We start from the raw sequence: 14,632 nt of genomic DNA on the forward strand, positions 1-14,632 counted from the left end.
GTGAAAGATCGGGAGAACCGTTGATATGACTGGGTTTATAACGACTTAGACAGGCGTGGAAAATGTTTCTTGTAAAAGAACTGTAATCAAAAACAAATTGTTTTGTTATTGAATTGACATTTTCATATGTTACGATTGCTCCTGTTAGCCGGACAATAAAAAGCTAACAAGGGAGGATTTACTTATGAAGAAGACGTTTATGTCCTTTGTTGCGGTTGCGGCGCTGTCGTCAACTGCATTCGGAGCGAGTGCCTCTGCAAAAGAAGTAACAGTCCAAAAAGGTGATACACTTTGGGGAATCTCGCAGAAACAAGGTGTCAGCCTGAAGGATCTAAAAGATTGGAACCAGCTTGCTTCTGATGTTATTATTCCAGGCCAGAAGCTGAACGTTTCAGAAAAAACAACAGAAAAGAAACAATATACAATTAAAGCGGGAGACACACTCTGGAAAATCGCCCAAAAATTCGGCGTTACAGTGAATGATCTCAAAAATTGGAACGACATCAAATCAGATATAATTTATCCGAATACAACAATTGCTGTCGATGGGCAGGCAACTGTTCAGACTGAAGTAAAAGCTGCGGAAACCAAAACTGCGGTTCAACATAAACCGAAAACCGAACAGGCTGAGCCAGCTCAAAAACCGGCTGAACCAGTTCAAAAACCGGCCGCTAAAAAAGAAACAGTTTCTCAATCAAATACATCTCAAAACGCGGTAAAAGAGCTGACAGTTACTGCAACGGCTTATACTGCTAATGACGGCGGAATGTCCGGTATCACAGCTACAGGAATCAATTTGAAAGCCAACAAGAACGCCAAAGTCATCGCCGTCGATCCTAACGTGATTCCTCTGGGTTCAAAAGTTCACGTTGAAGGCTATGGTGTAGCGACTGCGGGAGATACCGGCGGAGCCATTAAAGGAAACAAAATTGACGTATTTGTTCCAAGCAAATCTGACGCAAGAAATTGGGGCGTCAAAACCGTTAAAGTAAAAGTATTAAAATAAAGAGCGATTTTCGCCTTGACACTGAACATAGTTGATGGTCAGTGTCTTTTTTTATGTTCATGAACAAGCAGCACAGGTCCTCACTAAAGTGATATCGATCATTTCATTGCACCATATTTAACAAATTACAGCCCCCTGATTAGCTTAGAGTGCAATCTATCAATTGTTAGCCAGACGATTGATACGGGTTTAAGCGGCGGACTAAAGGAGGGAATGTCATTTCCTATTGGCTTGCTATATGTATTACCTCAAAAGCAAGTAGCCGCTACTTGCTTTTATCGAAATAACAAGTAAAGGTGCATTAGGAAAATTGAACAAATACGTTGAATCTTGAAGCTTGAGAAAAAGGATACATCAACAGCCGAACTGTCACTATTCTCTTTAACAAACTGAGTCAATATGTGTAAACGAGAAGTGATGCAAATCCATCGAGCCGTAGAGGTCCGCGGCAGGCACGCATGGTGGGGCGGCCTGCATTGAAATTAGCAGAACATCGCAGTATATCAATAAAATGAGAAATTTTTCGGTGTTGATTGACGGTGCTGAGACGGGAAAAATCAAAGGTGGAGGAAGCTGCGAATTGATTTGCAGCCTGGCGAACATTTTATTCAAGTGAAAGCTGATTGGTGCATAAGCCAATTATTGCTTTACATAAAGGAGAAGTGTCGAAGTTTAGATGCGGAAGTCCGATCCGGGGATGGAAGGTTTTCACGGTGATGTTTTCTGTTCTGTCCAGCCCTGAAAAATATCTGTTTATCCACCAGGAATAAGCGGCCGAAAGTATTGTGTAAGCTTTTCCTGAAAGCAATATAGGCCCCGGGGGAACAAACGTTCAGCTGCTGATTCATGCGAAAACGCCAGACATTCCGGTCCATCTTAGCAACGCGTCGGGAGAAAAACACCGGAAGCTGGCGTTGTGCTGTTTTTATAATTATAGCCGCCCGGATGGCCGACAGCTGCAATGTATCTGGAGGCAGCGGTTCGGCGAACGCAAAGTTGTTTCACCGTTCGCGGGAATCAACCTGCTATTTACGGCATCCGGATAAGGTGTTTTGCAAAATAGCAGGACCTAATCTATTCATTTTCGAGTTGGAAAGGCGTATCTCGACCCGTGTATTCACAGGAAGCTCTGAAGATATTTGGTCAAATTTTCCTGCCTGGGGAGCTCCCCCGGCCCAGCTTGGCATATCTTCATTAACGGAATACATCTTAAACCGCCAACTGATTTCCCCGGGTATTTGGGCCAACCCTTCGTATCGGTCGTAATCTCCGAATGAAGAAGGAGGGGGCATCCAATCAGCATAGATGCCAATGCTCTGTCGTTCTCTCACAGGACTCGTCGGCATATCTGTATACGGTTTTTTAACTTTTGCAATTAAAGCGGTTCCTAGAGCATTGGGTATATCCCTGACCGGATGAAGAACGACGCTGCATGGATAGGATATCTGGGCCGTAGTCTGGGCCTTAGCTGTTACCGCATGAGGCAAGAGCAGGACTAGAAGCGGCAGCAAACTTTTTAACATTCTGTTCAATCGAATCACCTCCAAATCCGGAAATAGTTTAACCGATCTCTGCGCCCGAAATTCAACTGTGCATAAAAATGGTTGAAAAGCGGCATCCCCGCTCATCCAGCTTTCTGGAATATAATGAAGAAGCATGACAAGGAAAATAGTTTTTCCTTATAGAATACTTACAAAAGAATGTTGGTAAGGAGGGCAAATATGTTTCCGGAGATTGAAACAGATAGGCTTGTATTAAGAGAAATAACTGATCTGGATACAGAAAACATATTCGATTGTTTTTCCAATGAAAAAGTTACCCGCTATTATGGACAAGATACATTCGAAACCAAAGAGCAAGCAAGACATTTAATTGCTCTTTTTAAGCAGAATTATGTTGAAAACAGGGGAATTAGATGGGGCATTCAAATAAAAGGAGAAGAAAAACTAATCGGCACAATTTGATTTAATGCTTGGTCGCCTAAACATAAACGGGCGGAAATAGGATATGAATTGAATCCCGAATATTGGAGAAAAGGCTATGCAACAGAAGCGATTGCTAGAATTGTAGAGTATGGATTTGGAGATATGGGATTAACTCGTATTGGTGCGGTTGTTTTTATTCAAAATGAAGGGTCTAATCAGGTATTAACAAAATTGGGTTTTCAAAAAGAAGGAGTATTAAGAAATTATATGTATCAAAACGGCGTTTTGCATGATACATATGTATACTCTATTTTAGGCGCTGCGGGTTGCTGAACTTCCTGAATTTTAACACAATGTCTTCCTGCGGCAGCGGCCTGCAAGTCAGCTCACCCGTAATCAGGCAGAGGAAATCGCAGTTCCTCTGCCTGTTAATGCTCCGTGATGGTGAGACGGACCTTGCCGTTTAGCGCTTTTATCCGGCACCTTCCTCCTATGGGAAACGTAAAAAATGGAGTCGTATGGCCGAAATCCATATTGGCGATGACCGGAATCGACGAAAGCTCTTTTTTTGTTTGAATGATCGTTTTGAGAAGGTCGATCGGTACGCCTGATTTTTTCTGAAAGCGGCCGATAACAACAGCTTTGACAAATGAGAAATCCGGAAGGTGGAGCAACGATTGCAAATCGCGGTCGAAAAAAGCGGCCGAAGATTCAAAATCATCTTCCAAAAATAATACGGCATCTTTTATGTCAGGGAAATATTCCGTTCCCTGAAGAAGATTCAGCGTACTTAAGTTTCCCCCGAGCATCCTGCCTTCCGCAGTTCCTTCGTTTAAGATGACCGGACCGCGATTTGGATAGGGACGCTCTTCCCCAATCTCCTCGCACCAGAAGTTAGACGGTTCGATTTCGTACGGTTCTTCCGACAGACAGCATTTCACAAAATAATCTTTTGTATACTCTAACCCCTGTTTCATAGAAAAGCTAGAAAAATGAGGGCCGGAATAGGTCACAATGCCCGTCTTTTTATAAATTGCGGAGGCGAGAGCCGTAATGTCCGAAAAACCGCAGAACATCTTTGGATGGGACTTGATCAATTCATAGTCCAAATAGGAAAGAAGCTGATTGCTGTTGTAGCCTCCGAGCACTGTCAGAATCCCTTTTACGTCCGGGTCTAAGAAGGCTTCGTGAAGGTCGCTGACTCTTGATTCAATGCTTGATGAAGAACATGCATCGAGTTCATCGGCATGGGCCGAAACCGAAATTCGAAACCCGATCTGTTCTAACACGCGCGTTGCCCTTTCCGCTTGCTCTTTTTCTAAAAGGGACATACTCCTGGAAGGAGCAACGATTCTTAAGAGGTCTCCGGCTTTTAATTTTGAAGGAAACATATACAACATCCTTTTGCTTGGTTTCATTCCATTTAACCATATCATCAGCAGTGTTGAAATGTTTTTTATAATATTCATCCCTGAAATCCAATATTGTAAAAAAATTCAATTCGTGAATCTATTTCCAAAATAAGTTTTAATGTAATGTTAAGCAAATTTTTCAACTTCCTTTCCCTTTTTTGTGATAGAATGCTTATGTCATCTGGTACATATTTTGTCTGAGCCCAGAAAAAACCATGACAAAAGGAGCGTTCGATTTGAAGAAGAGAAACTGGTTTTTATTTTTGATTATTTCGGCTTTTGTACTTGCATTAGCTGCATGCCAGCAAGCTGATCCAAAAGGATCGTACGCGGTCGCTTACAAAAAGTTAGCCGAAGCAGAAAAGTACGATTTTTCAGCTGATATCGGCCTGAAAGTTGATGCGTCCAATATGGGTGCGGAAGATAAGCAGATTGCCGAAGTGTTGAACAATCTAAAATTAACGGTCAGCGGAAAAACAGATTCGAAGACAAAACAGTCTGAAGTCGTGCTAAAAGGCCAAATGAAAGTCCAAAACATGACGATGAATTTCGATGTTCCGGTGTTTATGGATGAGAAAAAACAAGTTGGGTACATCAAGCTTGACAGCGTCTTAGACAATTTCGGATTGTTCCTTGGAACAACGGGAATGAACTTTGACAGTCTGAAAGGAAAGTATTTGGAATTCCCGCTTGAAGACGATCAGTCATCATCAAAAGAGGCGGAAGACATTCAAAAGAAACTGATGGATTCCATCCAAAAAGGTGCGGATAACCTGTCCGCAGACCAGTTTAAAACAGAAGATTTGACTGATAAAGAAAAAGAAAAAGGCGCATCAGAAAAAATCACATTCAGCCTGAAAGACGAAGAAGTGAAACAAGTCGTGATGAACGTCATCAAAATCATCGGCGATGCTTCAGAAAAAACGTTGTCTAAAGATGATTTGAACAATGTAAAAGACGGCTTGAAAGATTTGACTTTCAAAAAGTACAATGTGACAACAACCCTTGATGACAAGAAAAATATCCTTTCTCAAAAAGCCGATGTATCCATCGACTTTGACATAAAGGATTTCCCTAAATCAATCGCCATTACGACTGATTCTTCTTTTAAAGAAATTGACGGTGAAGTGACATTCAGCCATAAACCGAAAAAATCTGATATCGTGACAGAAGAAGAAGCGCAAAACCTAATGGCAAACGATGCACTGAATTTCTAAGTCCGACAAATCCCCCCCGGGTTTCGACCGGAGGGAATTTTTGCGTTTTCTATGTCTAATTTCTGACGAACGATGCGAAAACGTTGACAATACCCGTGAGATTGAATACGATTTTGATAGCTTGGACAAATAGGAGAGATTATTGCATATGACTCATAAAGAAAAGAATAAAAATTTTACAGGCATCGTTGTTGCGCTGACGATCATCATCAACGGTGTCATCGCATTGCTGTTTTTCCTCCCGAAAGGCGACAAGTTCAGCCATTTGGATCTGACGTTCTTGCCGCTGCTTAACGCCGTCTGTAATAGTTTTACTTTTATTTTTCTGGTTGCGGCGCTTATCATGATCAAGCAGAAAAATATTAAAGCCCATAAACAGTTTGTTTTTGCCGCTTTTACAACGACGGCAATCTTTCTTGTGTCTTATCTGACCTATCATTCGCTGATGCCTGATACCCATTTTGGAGGACAAGGCATCATACGGCCCATCTACTTTTTTATCTTGATCACGCACATTGTGTTGTCAGCCGTTATCGTTCCTCTTGCCTTGTTTACATTGTTCAGGGGGCTCAGCATGCAGGTTGAACGCCACCGCAAAATCGCACGATGGACGATGCCGCTTTGGCTGTATGTCAGCCTGACGGGCGTTCTCGTTTATATCTTGATTTCCCCTTACTATTAAAAAAGCCGGACAACCGGCTTTTTTTGTTTTATCCCCAACTATTCCTTTTTCGAAATTAATCCGTCCAAATTAGATAAACGTACTACACAAGAAGTGAACATGACCAATATAAATAATTAGAGCATTGGATAGAAAAGAAAAAGGGAGATGCTTATGAAAATACTTCTGGCTACTTATTGGGATATTCCCCATGTTGGTGGTGTATGGACATACATGGTCCAATTGAAAGAGAAACTTGAGTCTTTAGGTCATGAAGTAGATTTGCTTGGGTATGGGAAAGAGAGCAAAATCGTTCATGTTGCAAATGAAAATCGAAGCATTGACAAAGAAAAGCTGCTTCCTTTCATTAAAACAGTCGTGAACAAAGACCTGTTTCCGGAAATCTATGCAAATCAGCTGGTCGGTTATACCGAACAGCAGCGTTATGCGTATGAGCTTGGTGCAGCTTATTTAGGGCTCGATAAGTATGATATTGTTCACGCCCAGGATATTGTGTCAAGCACGAGCCTGAAAAGAGTGCTTCCAAACGATATTCCGCTTGTTACGACCCTTCACGGCTGTGTCGCACACGAAATCAGGCAGCAGCTCAATACGATTCACAGATCTTCAACTTCTTATCTGGCGAGAGCTTACTATGATCATCTTGAACAAACGGGTGCAACGTCCGCCCAGAAGACGATCGTTGCCAACAACTGGCTGAAGAACATTCTGACGGACGAATTTCAAGTGCCGGCAGAGCAAATCGAAGTCTACCAGTACGGTTATGACGTCAATGGTTTCTTAAACAGGCTTGAAACAGAAGGAAGCAAAACTCCTGTGACAGACAAAAAAGTCATCCTGTTCACCGGAAGGCTTACCGAAATTAAAGGTGTTCACCATTTAATCGCTGCACTTGCTGAACTAAAGAATATCCGCGAAGACTGGGTATGCTGGATCGCAGGTGAAGGAGAGAAGCTTGCCCCGCTCAGACTTCAAAGCAGGGAGCTTGGTCTGGAAGATGATGTAGTCTTTTTGAAAAAGCGCGAAGATATTCCTTATTTGCTTTCACTCGCCGACATTTATGTTTTACCGAGCCTGTTGGAGAATCAGCCTTTATCATTAATTGAATCTCAAATAGCCGGGGTGCCTGCGATTGTCACCGATGCCGGGGGGCTGCCGGAAATGGTGGAACATGAAGTGACGGGACTTGTAGCGCCTAAAGGGGATTCGGACACATTGTGCAGCTATCTGGATCGGTTGTTGGGAGATGACGAATTCAGACGCACATTGGGAGTAAACGTAAGGGAGTTTGCAAAAGAACATTGGGATATGGATCAAGCCGTAGACAGGATTATCAATATTTATCAAACGATTACAGATACAAGGAGTGATGTTGAATGAAAACGTTAATTATTAATCATTTGCTCGACAGCATCAATAAAGAGCTGGATGGTGAGTGGTGGGCGACGTATTTGGATCTGCTGTTTCAATTAGCTGAACAGCGTGCACAGGAAAGTGAAGAGGCTTCAACAGAAGAATCAGAATTAGATTTGGTTGATGAAAACCTTAGACCGTTGATCCAAGATTTGCATTCCATCTTTGATCATATGAACAATCAGATTTTAGAAAATAATAATAGGATTTTACAAGACATTCAAACGGCGGCTGTCCAAGGGATGGATCGTGCAGCGTTAGAACAGGTCATTCGTTCATTGCCGCAAGTTCCTGGTATGGCAGACACTCTTAGTATAAATCGCGGATCTTTGTACCCTGCATCGGTGTCTAGTCCGGTAAACTCTTTTAATGGAGCGAAGGGGAATTCTTTAGGAAATAACACCGAATCATCGCCGATAAATTCTCAGCCGTCGAACTCTTTTATCGGGGGAAACGGAAATACTTTAAGTAATAGCATTGGATCATTGACAAAAGGTTCTATTCCGGCAAACTCTCCTAACGGAGCGAACGGGAACACATTGGGAAATAACACTGGATCGTTGCCGAATGTTTCCAAAGCGGCAGACGCTTTACAAAATATAAATCAAGAAAATGTCGAAGAGAGCATTGAATCGCAGCCAAACGTTTCTGAAACGGTAAATGCCATGAAAAATATCGACCGCAACATAGCGGAAACGCTAAAAGAATCGCTGCCGGAAGATCATACTCTACCAAGTCCTGAAACGGTTAATGTTCTTAAAGAAGCTCAGAGAAACGGCGACGAATCGTAAAATAATCAGCCTTCGGAAAACGGAGGCTTTTTATTTTTCCGGCTTTCAATCCCCTTATCCCAAACCTTCCTAAAGTAGGTGGTTGTCTTTTACCTTTCTCTATCATGAAGCATACAATACTAAAAAGTGACCATATGAGACAGCTTCGCGATTTCCTATTACAAGCAGCCGTGTAACAGGAGGAAAGGGGAGTTGGAAATATGAATTTGCAAGAAATGAAGGGTCAATATGATGCCGTTTTTAGCATAGGGCACCTTTGTCTGTCGGCCATCCAGCTTAGAAAAAATAATTTGAGGCCGTTTGCAGGTCCTATTGACTGGATGACGTCTCATTCCTTGGCAGACGTCAACCGCCTTCTTCGAAATCGGTTTTCCGATTTTATGAGACCAGTAAATCTAAGGGTGTTAGGCTATAACACCGGTGAAAAAGAAGAAGGTTCTACGATCTATGTAAGAGATGACTATTATGGTGTTGAATTCGTTCACGATTTTGCTGCAGATCAAAATACACTCGATGATTTAATGACGTATCCTGAGGTGATGGAAAAGTACAACAGAAGGATCAACCGCTTTATGGAACAAATGTCGGAGAGCAATCGCATTCTTTTCGTCAGAACGGAAGGAAGCCTTGAAGAGGCGCAGGAGCTTGAACTCGTTTTATCGGAATTGGTTCAGCATGACTTTAGCGTCCTTTTCGTGCGGCATACAGACGTCACCGGCATTGTCGAAATTGATTGGCCGCTTGAGAAAATTTGCGCTGTAGAATTGCCTGATACGGAAATATGGGAGGGCAATAATGCTTTATGGTCAGAGCTGTTTGAAGGAATCACACTCGTTTAACCAGCTATGTTTCATTCAAGTATACTCAAGGAGGAAAAGGGATGTTTGAGAATAAAGTCGTTTTCATTACCGGGGGAACAGGCTCATGGGGCCATGAGCTTATCCTTCAATTATTATCTTTAAATCCGAAAAAAATCATTGTATTTTCTAGAAATGAAGAGAGACAAGTACAGATGAGAAGGCTGATCGAAGATCCGAGGCTTTCGTTTTTCATCGGGGACATCCGCGATCGAAAAGCGCTGGTCGCCGGACTTAAAGGAGTCGATTACGTCTTTCATTTAGCGGCGCTGAAGCATGTGCCCGTCTGCGAGGAACAGCCGCTTGAAGCATTGAAAACGAATGTGACGGGAACCGAAAACGTCATTGAAGCAGCAATTGAAAACGGCGTGAAAAAAGTAATCAATGTTTCAACTGACAAAGCGGCAGATCCCGTTAATTTCTACGGCATGACGAAAGCGATCGGCGAAAAGCTCATTATTTATGCCAACCATTTGCATTCAGACACGGCCTTTATCTGCGTCAGGGGAGGGAATGTGCTCGGAAGCAGCGGAAGCGTCCTTCAGCTTTTTAAAGACCAAATTAAGCAAAAGAACGAAGTGAGCATCACGGATAAAAGAATGACCCGCTTCTTCTTAACAAAAGAAAAAACGATCCAGCTTTTATTACAGGCTGCAGTTCAAGGAAAAGGCGGAGAGATTTTCATCATGAATTCGCCTGCGTGCAGAATTTTGGATATGGCGGAAGTATTGATCGAGACATACGGAGATAAAAATACGTCAATCGTCGAAAGCGGCGCAAGACCTGGGGAAAAGCTTCATGAACTGCTGATTTCCGGGCACGAACACCAGCATGCCGTTTCGCTGACAGATGATCTTTCAGTCGTGCTGCCTTCGATCCAAATTCCGGAATTAAGTACACATTACGCCGGCTGCAGATCTCTGCAAACGGAAAAATTAAGCTCGAAAGACTTTTTAATCTCAAAAGATGAAGTAAAAGAGATGTTAAAAGAGGGCGGATTTTTATCATGATGACGGGTGAGTAAGTCATTCATCATGTGCGGACTTTAAAAAGCATGGCATGCATTTTGCAGGCGATGCTTATGTTCGCTGGTTCATAAATGGCGAACCGGGCGCCGCTTTAAAAAACGCCCAGTCCGTAATTGTTTTACTGTCTAAGTGTTAAACCTTCGATTTTTTCTTCTACTTTTTTCGTTCGTTCCATTACTTTTTCCGTATAAGAGTAATCCCCGTAGCAGTATGGGTAGCGGAAGTTGTTTTTATTTCCGCCGCAGTTATACAGATCGGGGTTCTGTTTTACTTGCTTTTCGGAAAATTCCTTTGCCAGTTTCTCAGTGTGTTTTCCGCCGTGTTTTGAGACGTAATCAATGTAGCCTGATCCCATATTATAGCTTTGGATGATCGTTGCTAAATCGACTCCTTTTTTCTGTCCCGTTTTGTACATAACGGAAAAATGGTGCACACCTTGTTTGATGCTTGTCTCCGGGTCGTTAATTTCATTTCTTTTCAAGCCGAGAGATTCTGACGATTGCATCGGATCTTTGCCTCTGCCTTTCGACTCTTGATAGATCATTCCTAACAAGAGAGAGGTGTATTGTTCCAGTCCCTCTTTCTCAAGCTCTTTTTGTACAAGAGGCTTGTAATCTGTTAATCTCTCCATAATATTGGTCTCAGTGTCAAGAGGAAGCCATTTCAGCTGTTCCTGACCGTTGAGGGCCAAGAACAGGATCAAGGGAACGAGCACAAAAAAACACAAACAGCCAGCTCCGGCAAAACACCCTGATTTCTTTCTTTTCAACGGTTTCACCTCTGTAAAGCCCTAATCAGTACACAGCCTTTTTATTATGACACATCTTGATCTTAAGACCAAGCGATTTTATCAGCGCTTCTGATGATAATCTCTGTCAAATCCAAACGTGATGTCCGGAAGTGACCGAACCCTGAACCAGAAATACAAAAATCCGGCAATCAGCCAGACAGCGCCGATGATCAACGCGTTCTTGCTGATGCTCAAAAGCAGCCAGCCGCAAAAGGCGGCGCCTAAAAAAGGGAGGATCAAATAGCGCAGCGTGTTTAAAACGCCTTTTTGCCTCCGGCGGATATAGTAATGGGCAATGACAGACAGGTGAACAAATATAAAGCCGATCAAAGCGCCAAAACTGATGAACGAATAAATAACCTCCAATTCTCCTATCATGGCCGTCAGCGAAATCAGCCCGATAAAGACGATATTAAAAACCGGGGTTTTCAGTGTCGGATGAATATATCCGAAGAAACGCTTCGGCAAAGAGCTGTCGCGGCCCATCGCGTACAAAAGCCTTGAAGCGCTCGCATGCGACGAAAGGGAGGAAGAAATGACCGCTACCATAGTGCCCGCCAAAAAGAAAGAACGCAAAAAAGCGCCTCCCGCATAATAAGCAATTTCCAGCGATGCCGAATCGGCATGGCGGAACCTTTCATAATGCGGATAGATTTGCTGCATCAAATAACTGATGGCGGTAAACAGCATTCCTCCGATCGCTACCGTTAAGAAGATAGCCAGAGGAATATTCTTTTTCGGCTGAATCGTCTCTTCTGACATCGTCGAAATTGCGTCAAATCCCAAAAAGGAAAAACATAAAATCGTCGCCCCCGAGACGATAAGAGAAGGCTCCATATCCGGCTGATAAAACGGGGCCGCTGATACAAGTTCGCCTGAACCGAGGCCGCTTGAAAGCCCTGTGATCATAAAACCCGCAAATGTTAAAGCGACGATCACTTGGAAGGTGACAAACAAGGCTGTAATGCTCGCTGTCAATTTGATGCCCAAAATATTGACGGCCGTGATCGCCGAAGCGAGCAGAATCACCCAAAAGCCGTGGGGAACCTCTGGAAAGGCTGCTGACAAATAGGCGCTGCCGATCGCGAAGTTAACCATTGGCAAAAACAGATAATCGAGCATAATCGTCCAGCCCGCGATAAATCCCGCGCGGGGATGGATGCTTTCAAACGCATACGTATAAGCCGATCCGGCTTTCGGATAGGCTTTGACCATTTTGCCATAGCTTAATGCGGTCAATAGTAAAGCGGCAACCGTGAAAATATATGCCGCCGGAACATGTCCCTTTGTCATTTGGGCAACTACCCCGTATGAATCAAATACGACGAGCGGGTCCATATATGCCAGCCCAATGACGACAAGCGGGAGGAGGGTAAGGCTTCGTTTAAGCGCAGTTTCGTTTTTCAATGACTTATAAAACTCCTTATGATGTTAATTGTAAATTAAGACATATTTTAAATGTTTTTTGCCATGCTAGCAACCGTATAAAACGCCTTTTTTTCGTATAAAAACTCACGGTTAGGCAAATGCTTTTGACTGATCTTCAAAAAGCGAGGAGAATGTAACATATGGAAGAATTAAAAGGATATGTAGAAGCCGTTAAGAGGAATATGGAAACGATGAATGCAGCCGATTATGACGGGAAAGAAGACGATTTGAGAAGACAGCAGGAAGAAATCGAAAGGTATGAACGGCTGTTGAAAGAGCAGAGCATATCAGCCGAGGCATTTGACCGAATCGTGAGCGCCGCCGTTGATTATGCGGCGGGAGACATTCCTTTTTCACAGCTGGAACATGTCTATGAGGAGAAAAGCATCTAGCATCCGGGGCTTCCTGGATGTTCTTTTTATGCCATTGGAAAAAATATATATGGACAACTTGCGGTATTCAATATAAAAACCATGGCGCCGCCGGCGGGAATGACAGTATATCAATCCCGCCGGCCCGGCATACGATTGCATCCTGAATGGCGAATCGCACTTATTGGAGCGCACCATGAACAATTTATTGGATAACGCTGCCAGACACCCATCCTCCCAAGGTAACATTACGGATCGCTGCAATAAAAGTTGGCAATGCTCGATACGGGGCCGGGCTTCTCCGCGGAAGAACTGTAACGCGTTTTCGAACTTTTATATCGCGGTGAAGGATCAAGAAGTCGTTTAACCGGAGGCAGCGGATTAGGGTTGACCTTTTCACAAAGGAGTTTTTTAGGCGGCACGGAGGCGATCCTGCCGCAGAAAACCGTTCGGAGGGTGGAGCGCTGCTAACTGGAGGGTTACCTGCAGCAGTGCGTCATGTTGGACGGGACGCAAGTGCCATCGACCGCTGTCGGTGAGTCTGCTGAAGTGATACTGTTAAATACAGCGCTAGACTGTAACCTGAATCGTTCTGAAAACTTTTCAATCCGCTGTGTTTTGGTATATGATAAATAAGGGAAAATGACGTGCGGAAAAGGTGAAAATATGAAAGAGCAAAATCAAGATATACAAGAAGAACAAGATCTGTTTGCATTAGATGAAGAAACTTTATTTCTCGTCTCACAGACGTTTAAAGCGCTCTCAGATCCTACGAGAATTAAAATTCTCCATCTGCTGTCACAGGGGGAGCATTCGGTGAATGAAATTGCAGAAAAGCTGAGCCTTCTTCAGTCAACCGTATCCCATCAGCTGAGATTTTTAAAAAATCTTCGCCTCGTGAAATCGAGAAGGGCGGGAACCTCTATTTTTTATTCGCCTGAGGATCAGCACGTGCTTGATGTTCTTCAGCAAATGATCGATCATACGCAGCATGACTGACAGGATAAAAGGCAAACCCTAATCTTTTAGAGTTTGCCTTTTATATTGAACGGTTTTCTGCAACTTTTCCTTTTTTCAAAATAAAAAAAGAGAAGCCGACATAATAAACGGCAAGTACAAAAAAGCCGATCATTGTGGCCGGATCCTGCGCGAAAAACGTTCCGTACGCAGATCCTCCGCTTTGAATCGTTTGCAGGCGATTGATTTCGATAAGGCGCGATAGAAAACGGTATAAAAATAAGCAAAGGACAATCAGTTCAACCCATAAATGAGTCCGAAAATAGATCACCCCCTCGCGGTTCTCGATAGATAGATGCTTGAGCGCATAGATCGTAAGCAATAGCCCGAGCAGAATGCCGATCAAATCGTAAAGGTATGACAGCGGATGCAGGGAGCTCATCGTCAACAGTGTAATGAATACTCCCGAAAAAAGAACGATTCTGAATATCATCCGCGCTTTTTTTAATGGCTGAAAACCGATGGAGCGCTTTACTTTTATATAAACGATCAGACAAATGGCAAAAAACTGCGCAAAATATACGGCGATGCTTTCAACCTCCCTTCTAACCGAGTATATGTACAAACTTGAAAAATCGTACCGTGAAATCCGATTTTCAAGTTCAAAATAGGCCATGAGTTCTTGTTTTTGTTATTTAATGCTAAAATGCTTCTGTGCTATAGTAGAAGAATAAGAGAGGCTAACGGGAGGATGT

The 14,632-nt window shown here is 43.1% G+C and carries 14 protein-coding genes and 1 pseudogene; 10 read left to right on the forward strand and 5 right to left on the reverse strand.

The window, feature by feature from the left end:
• The first annotated feature begins 184 nt into the window (after window positions 1-184).
• Window positions 185-1,006 carry a 3D domain-containing protein gene (locus tag MHB78_RS12085; protein ID WP_046132877.1) on the forward strand — a complete coding sequence of 274 codons (822 nt, stop codon included), beginning with the start codon at window positions 185-187 and terminating at the stop codon, window positions 1,004-1,006.
• 1,025 nt (window positions 1,007-2,031) lie between these two features.
• On the opposite strand, the gene MHB78_RS12090 is transcribed toward MHB78_RS12085, so the two are convergent.
• The gene (locus MHB78_RS12090; RefSeq protein ID WP_046132917.1) at window positions 2,032-2,529 is read right to left on the reverse strand and encodes a hypothetical protein; all 498 of its coding nucleotides are present in this window, start codon (window positions 2,527-2,529) and stop codon (window positions 2,032-2,034) included.
• 198 nt (window positions 2,530-2,727) lie between these two features.
• Between MHB78_RS12090 and MHB78_RS12095 the strand changes: the two are divergent.
• Window positions 2,728-3,264 (forward strand): annotated as a pseudogene (locus tag MHB78_RS12095) (GNAT family protein).
• A 95-nt stretch (window positions 3,265-3,359) separates the two neighbouring features.
• Here the strand turns inward: MHB78_RS12095 and MHB78_RS12100 are convergent.
• Complete coding sequence (locus tag MHB78_RS12100) at window positions 3,360-4,322, reverse strand: S66 peptidase family protein (RefSeq protein ID WP_046132878.1); 963 nt, start codon at window positions 4,320-4,322, stop codon at window positions 3,360-3,362.
• 257 nt (window positions 4,323-4,579) lie between these two features.
• Between MHB78_RS12100 and MHB78_RS12105 the strand changes: the two genes are divergently transcribed.
• The 6 genes from MHB78_RS12105 (at window position 4,580) to MHB78_RS12130 (ending at window position 10,313) form a co-directional block, all read left to right on the forward strand.
• The gene (locus tag MHB78_RS12105; RefSeq protein ID WP_046132879.1) at window positions 4,580-5,560 is read left to right on the forward strand and encodes a hypothetical protein; all 981 of its coding nucleotides are present in this window, start codon (window positions 4,580-4,582) and stop codon (window positions 5,558-5,560) included.
• A gap of 142 nt (window positions 5,561-5,702) precedes the next feature.
• Window positions 5,703-6,242: a DUF420 domain-containing protein gene (locus tag MHB78_RS12110; RefSeq protein WP_231947351.1), complete on the forward strand. Its 540-nt coding sequence runs from the start codon at window positions 5,703-5,705 to the stop codon at window positions 6,240-6,242.
• 153 nt (window positions 6,243-6,395) lie between these two features.
• Window positions 6,396-7,622 (forward strand): glycosyltransferase family 4 protein, encoded by a 1,227-nt coding sequence (locus tag MHB78_RS12115; RefSeq protein WP_046132881.1) that lies wholly within the window; start codon window positions 6,396-6,398, stop codon window positions 7,620-7,622.
• On the forward strand, window positions 7,619-8,446 hold the full coding sequence (locus tag MHB78_RS12120) for a hypothetical protein (protein WP_046132882.1): 828 nt from the start codon (window positions 7,619-7,621) through the stop codon (window positions 8,444-8,446). The genes MHB78_RS12115 and MHB78_RS12120 overlap by 4 nt, the downstream gene beginning before the upstream one ends.
• A gap of 200 nt (window positions 8,447-8,646) precedes the next feature.
• Window positions 8,647-9,285 carry a DUF1796 family putative cysteine peptidase gene (locus tag MHB78_RS12125; protein WP_046132883.1) on the forward strand — a complete coding sequence of 213 codons (639 nt, stop codon included), beginning with the start codon at window positions 8,647-8,649 and terminating at the stop codon, window positions 9,283-9,285.
• 41 nt (window positions 9,286-9,326) lie between these two features.
• A complete protein-coding gene (locus tag MHB78_RS12130) occupies window positions 9,327-10,313 on the forward strand; it encodes a polysaccharide biosynthesis protein (RefSeq protein ID WP_046132884.1) in 987 nt (328 codons plus the stop codon).
• A gap of 136 nt (window positions 10,314-10,449) precedes the next feature.
• Here MHB78_RS12130 and MHB78_RS12135 read toward each other — a convergent pair whose 3' ends face one another.
• Together MHB78_RS12135 and MHB78_RS12140 are read right to left on the reverse strand one after the other, a co-directional pair.
• The gene (locus MHB78_RS12135) at window positions 10,450-11,100 is read right to left on the reverse strand and encodes a lysozyme family protein (protein WP_046132885.1); all 651 of its coding nucleotides are present in this window, start codon (window positions 11,098-11,100) and stop codon (window positions 10,450-10,452) included.
• An 81-nt stretch (window positions 11,101-11,181) separates the two neighbouring features.
• On the reverse strand, window positions 11,182-12,528 hold the full coding sequence (locus MHB78_RS12140) for an APC family permease (RefSeq protein WP_046132886.1): 1,347 nt from the start codon (window positions 12,526-12,528) through the stop codon (window positions 11,182-11,184).
• Between the two features lie 161 nt (window positions 12,529-12,689).
• Here MHB78_RS12140 and MHB78_RS12145 point away from each other — a divergent pair, with 161 nt between their 5' ends.
• A complete protein-coding gene (locus MHB78_RS12145; RefSeq protein WP_046132887.1) occupies window positions 12,690-12,941 on the forward strand; it encodes a YnfE family protein in 252 nt (83 codons plus the stop codon).
• 645 nt (window positions 12,942-13,586) lie between these two features.
• Window positions 13,587-13,919, forward strand: coding sequence for a Zn(II)-responsive metalloregulatory transcriptional repressor CzrA (czrA, locus tag MHB78_RS12150; protein WP_046132918.1), 333 nt, complete (start codon window positions 13,587-13,589; stop codon window positions 13,917-13,919).
• Window positions 13,920-13,959: 40 nt separating this feature from the next.
• Here czrA and MHB78_RS12155 read toward each other — a convergent pair whose 3' ends face one another.
• Window positions 13,960-14,553 (reverse strand): sporulation protein, encoded by a 594-nt coding sequence (locus MHB78_RS12155; RefSeq protein WP_231947350.1) that lies wholly within the window; start codon window positions 14,551-14,553, stop codon window positions 13,960-13,962.
• Window positions 14,554-14,632 lie beyond the last annotated feature (79 nt).

Source organism: Bacillus sp. FSL K6-0138, from assembly GCF_037982765.1.
Classification (GTDB): domain Bacteria; phylum Bacillota; class Bacilli; order Bacillales; family Bacillaceae; genus Bacillus; species Bacillus glycinifermentans.

Coding starts and splice junctions, on each gene's coding strand:
- MHB78_RS12085 (WP_046132877.1), top strand. CDS start 185: ATGAAGAAGACGTTTATGTCCTTTGTTGCGGTTGCGGCGCTGTCGTCA.
- MHB78_RS12090 (WP_046132917.1), bottom strand. CDS start 2,529: ATGTTAAAAAGTTTGCTGCCGCTTCTAGTCCTGCTCTTGCCTCATGCG.
- MHB78_RS12100 (WP_046132878.1), bottom strand. CDS start 4,322: ATGTTTCCTTCAAAATTAAAAGCCGGAGACCTCTTAAGAATCGTTGCT.
- MHB78_RS12115 (WP_046132881.1), top strand. CDS start 6,396: ATGAAAATACTTCTGGCTACTTATTGGGATATTCCCCATGTTGGTGGT.
- MHB78_RS12120 (WP_046132882.1), top strand. CDS start 7,619: ATGAAAACGTTAATTATTAATCATTTGCTCGACAGCATCAATAAAGAG.
- MHB78_RS12125 (WP_046132883.1), top strand. CDS start 8,647: ATGAATTTGCAAGAAATGAAGGGTCAATATGATGCCGTTTTTAGCATA.
- MHB78_RS12130 (WP_046132884.1), top strand. CDS start 9,327: ATGTTTGAGAATAAAGTCGTTTTCATTACCGGGGGAACAGGCTCATGG.
- MHB78_RS12145 (WP_046132887.1), top strand. CDS start 12,690: ATGGAAGAATTAAAAGGATATGTAGAAGCCGTTAAGAGGAATATGGAA.
- czrA (WP_046132918.1), top strand. CDS start 13,587: ATGAAAGAGCAAAATCAAGATATACAAGAAGAACAAGATCTGTTTGCA.
- MHB78_RS12155 (WP_231947350.1), bottom strand. CDS start 14,553: ATGGCCTATTTTGAACTTGAAAATCGGATTTCACGGTACGATTTTTCA.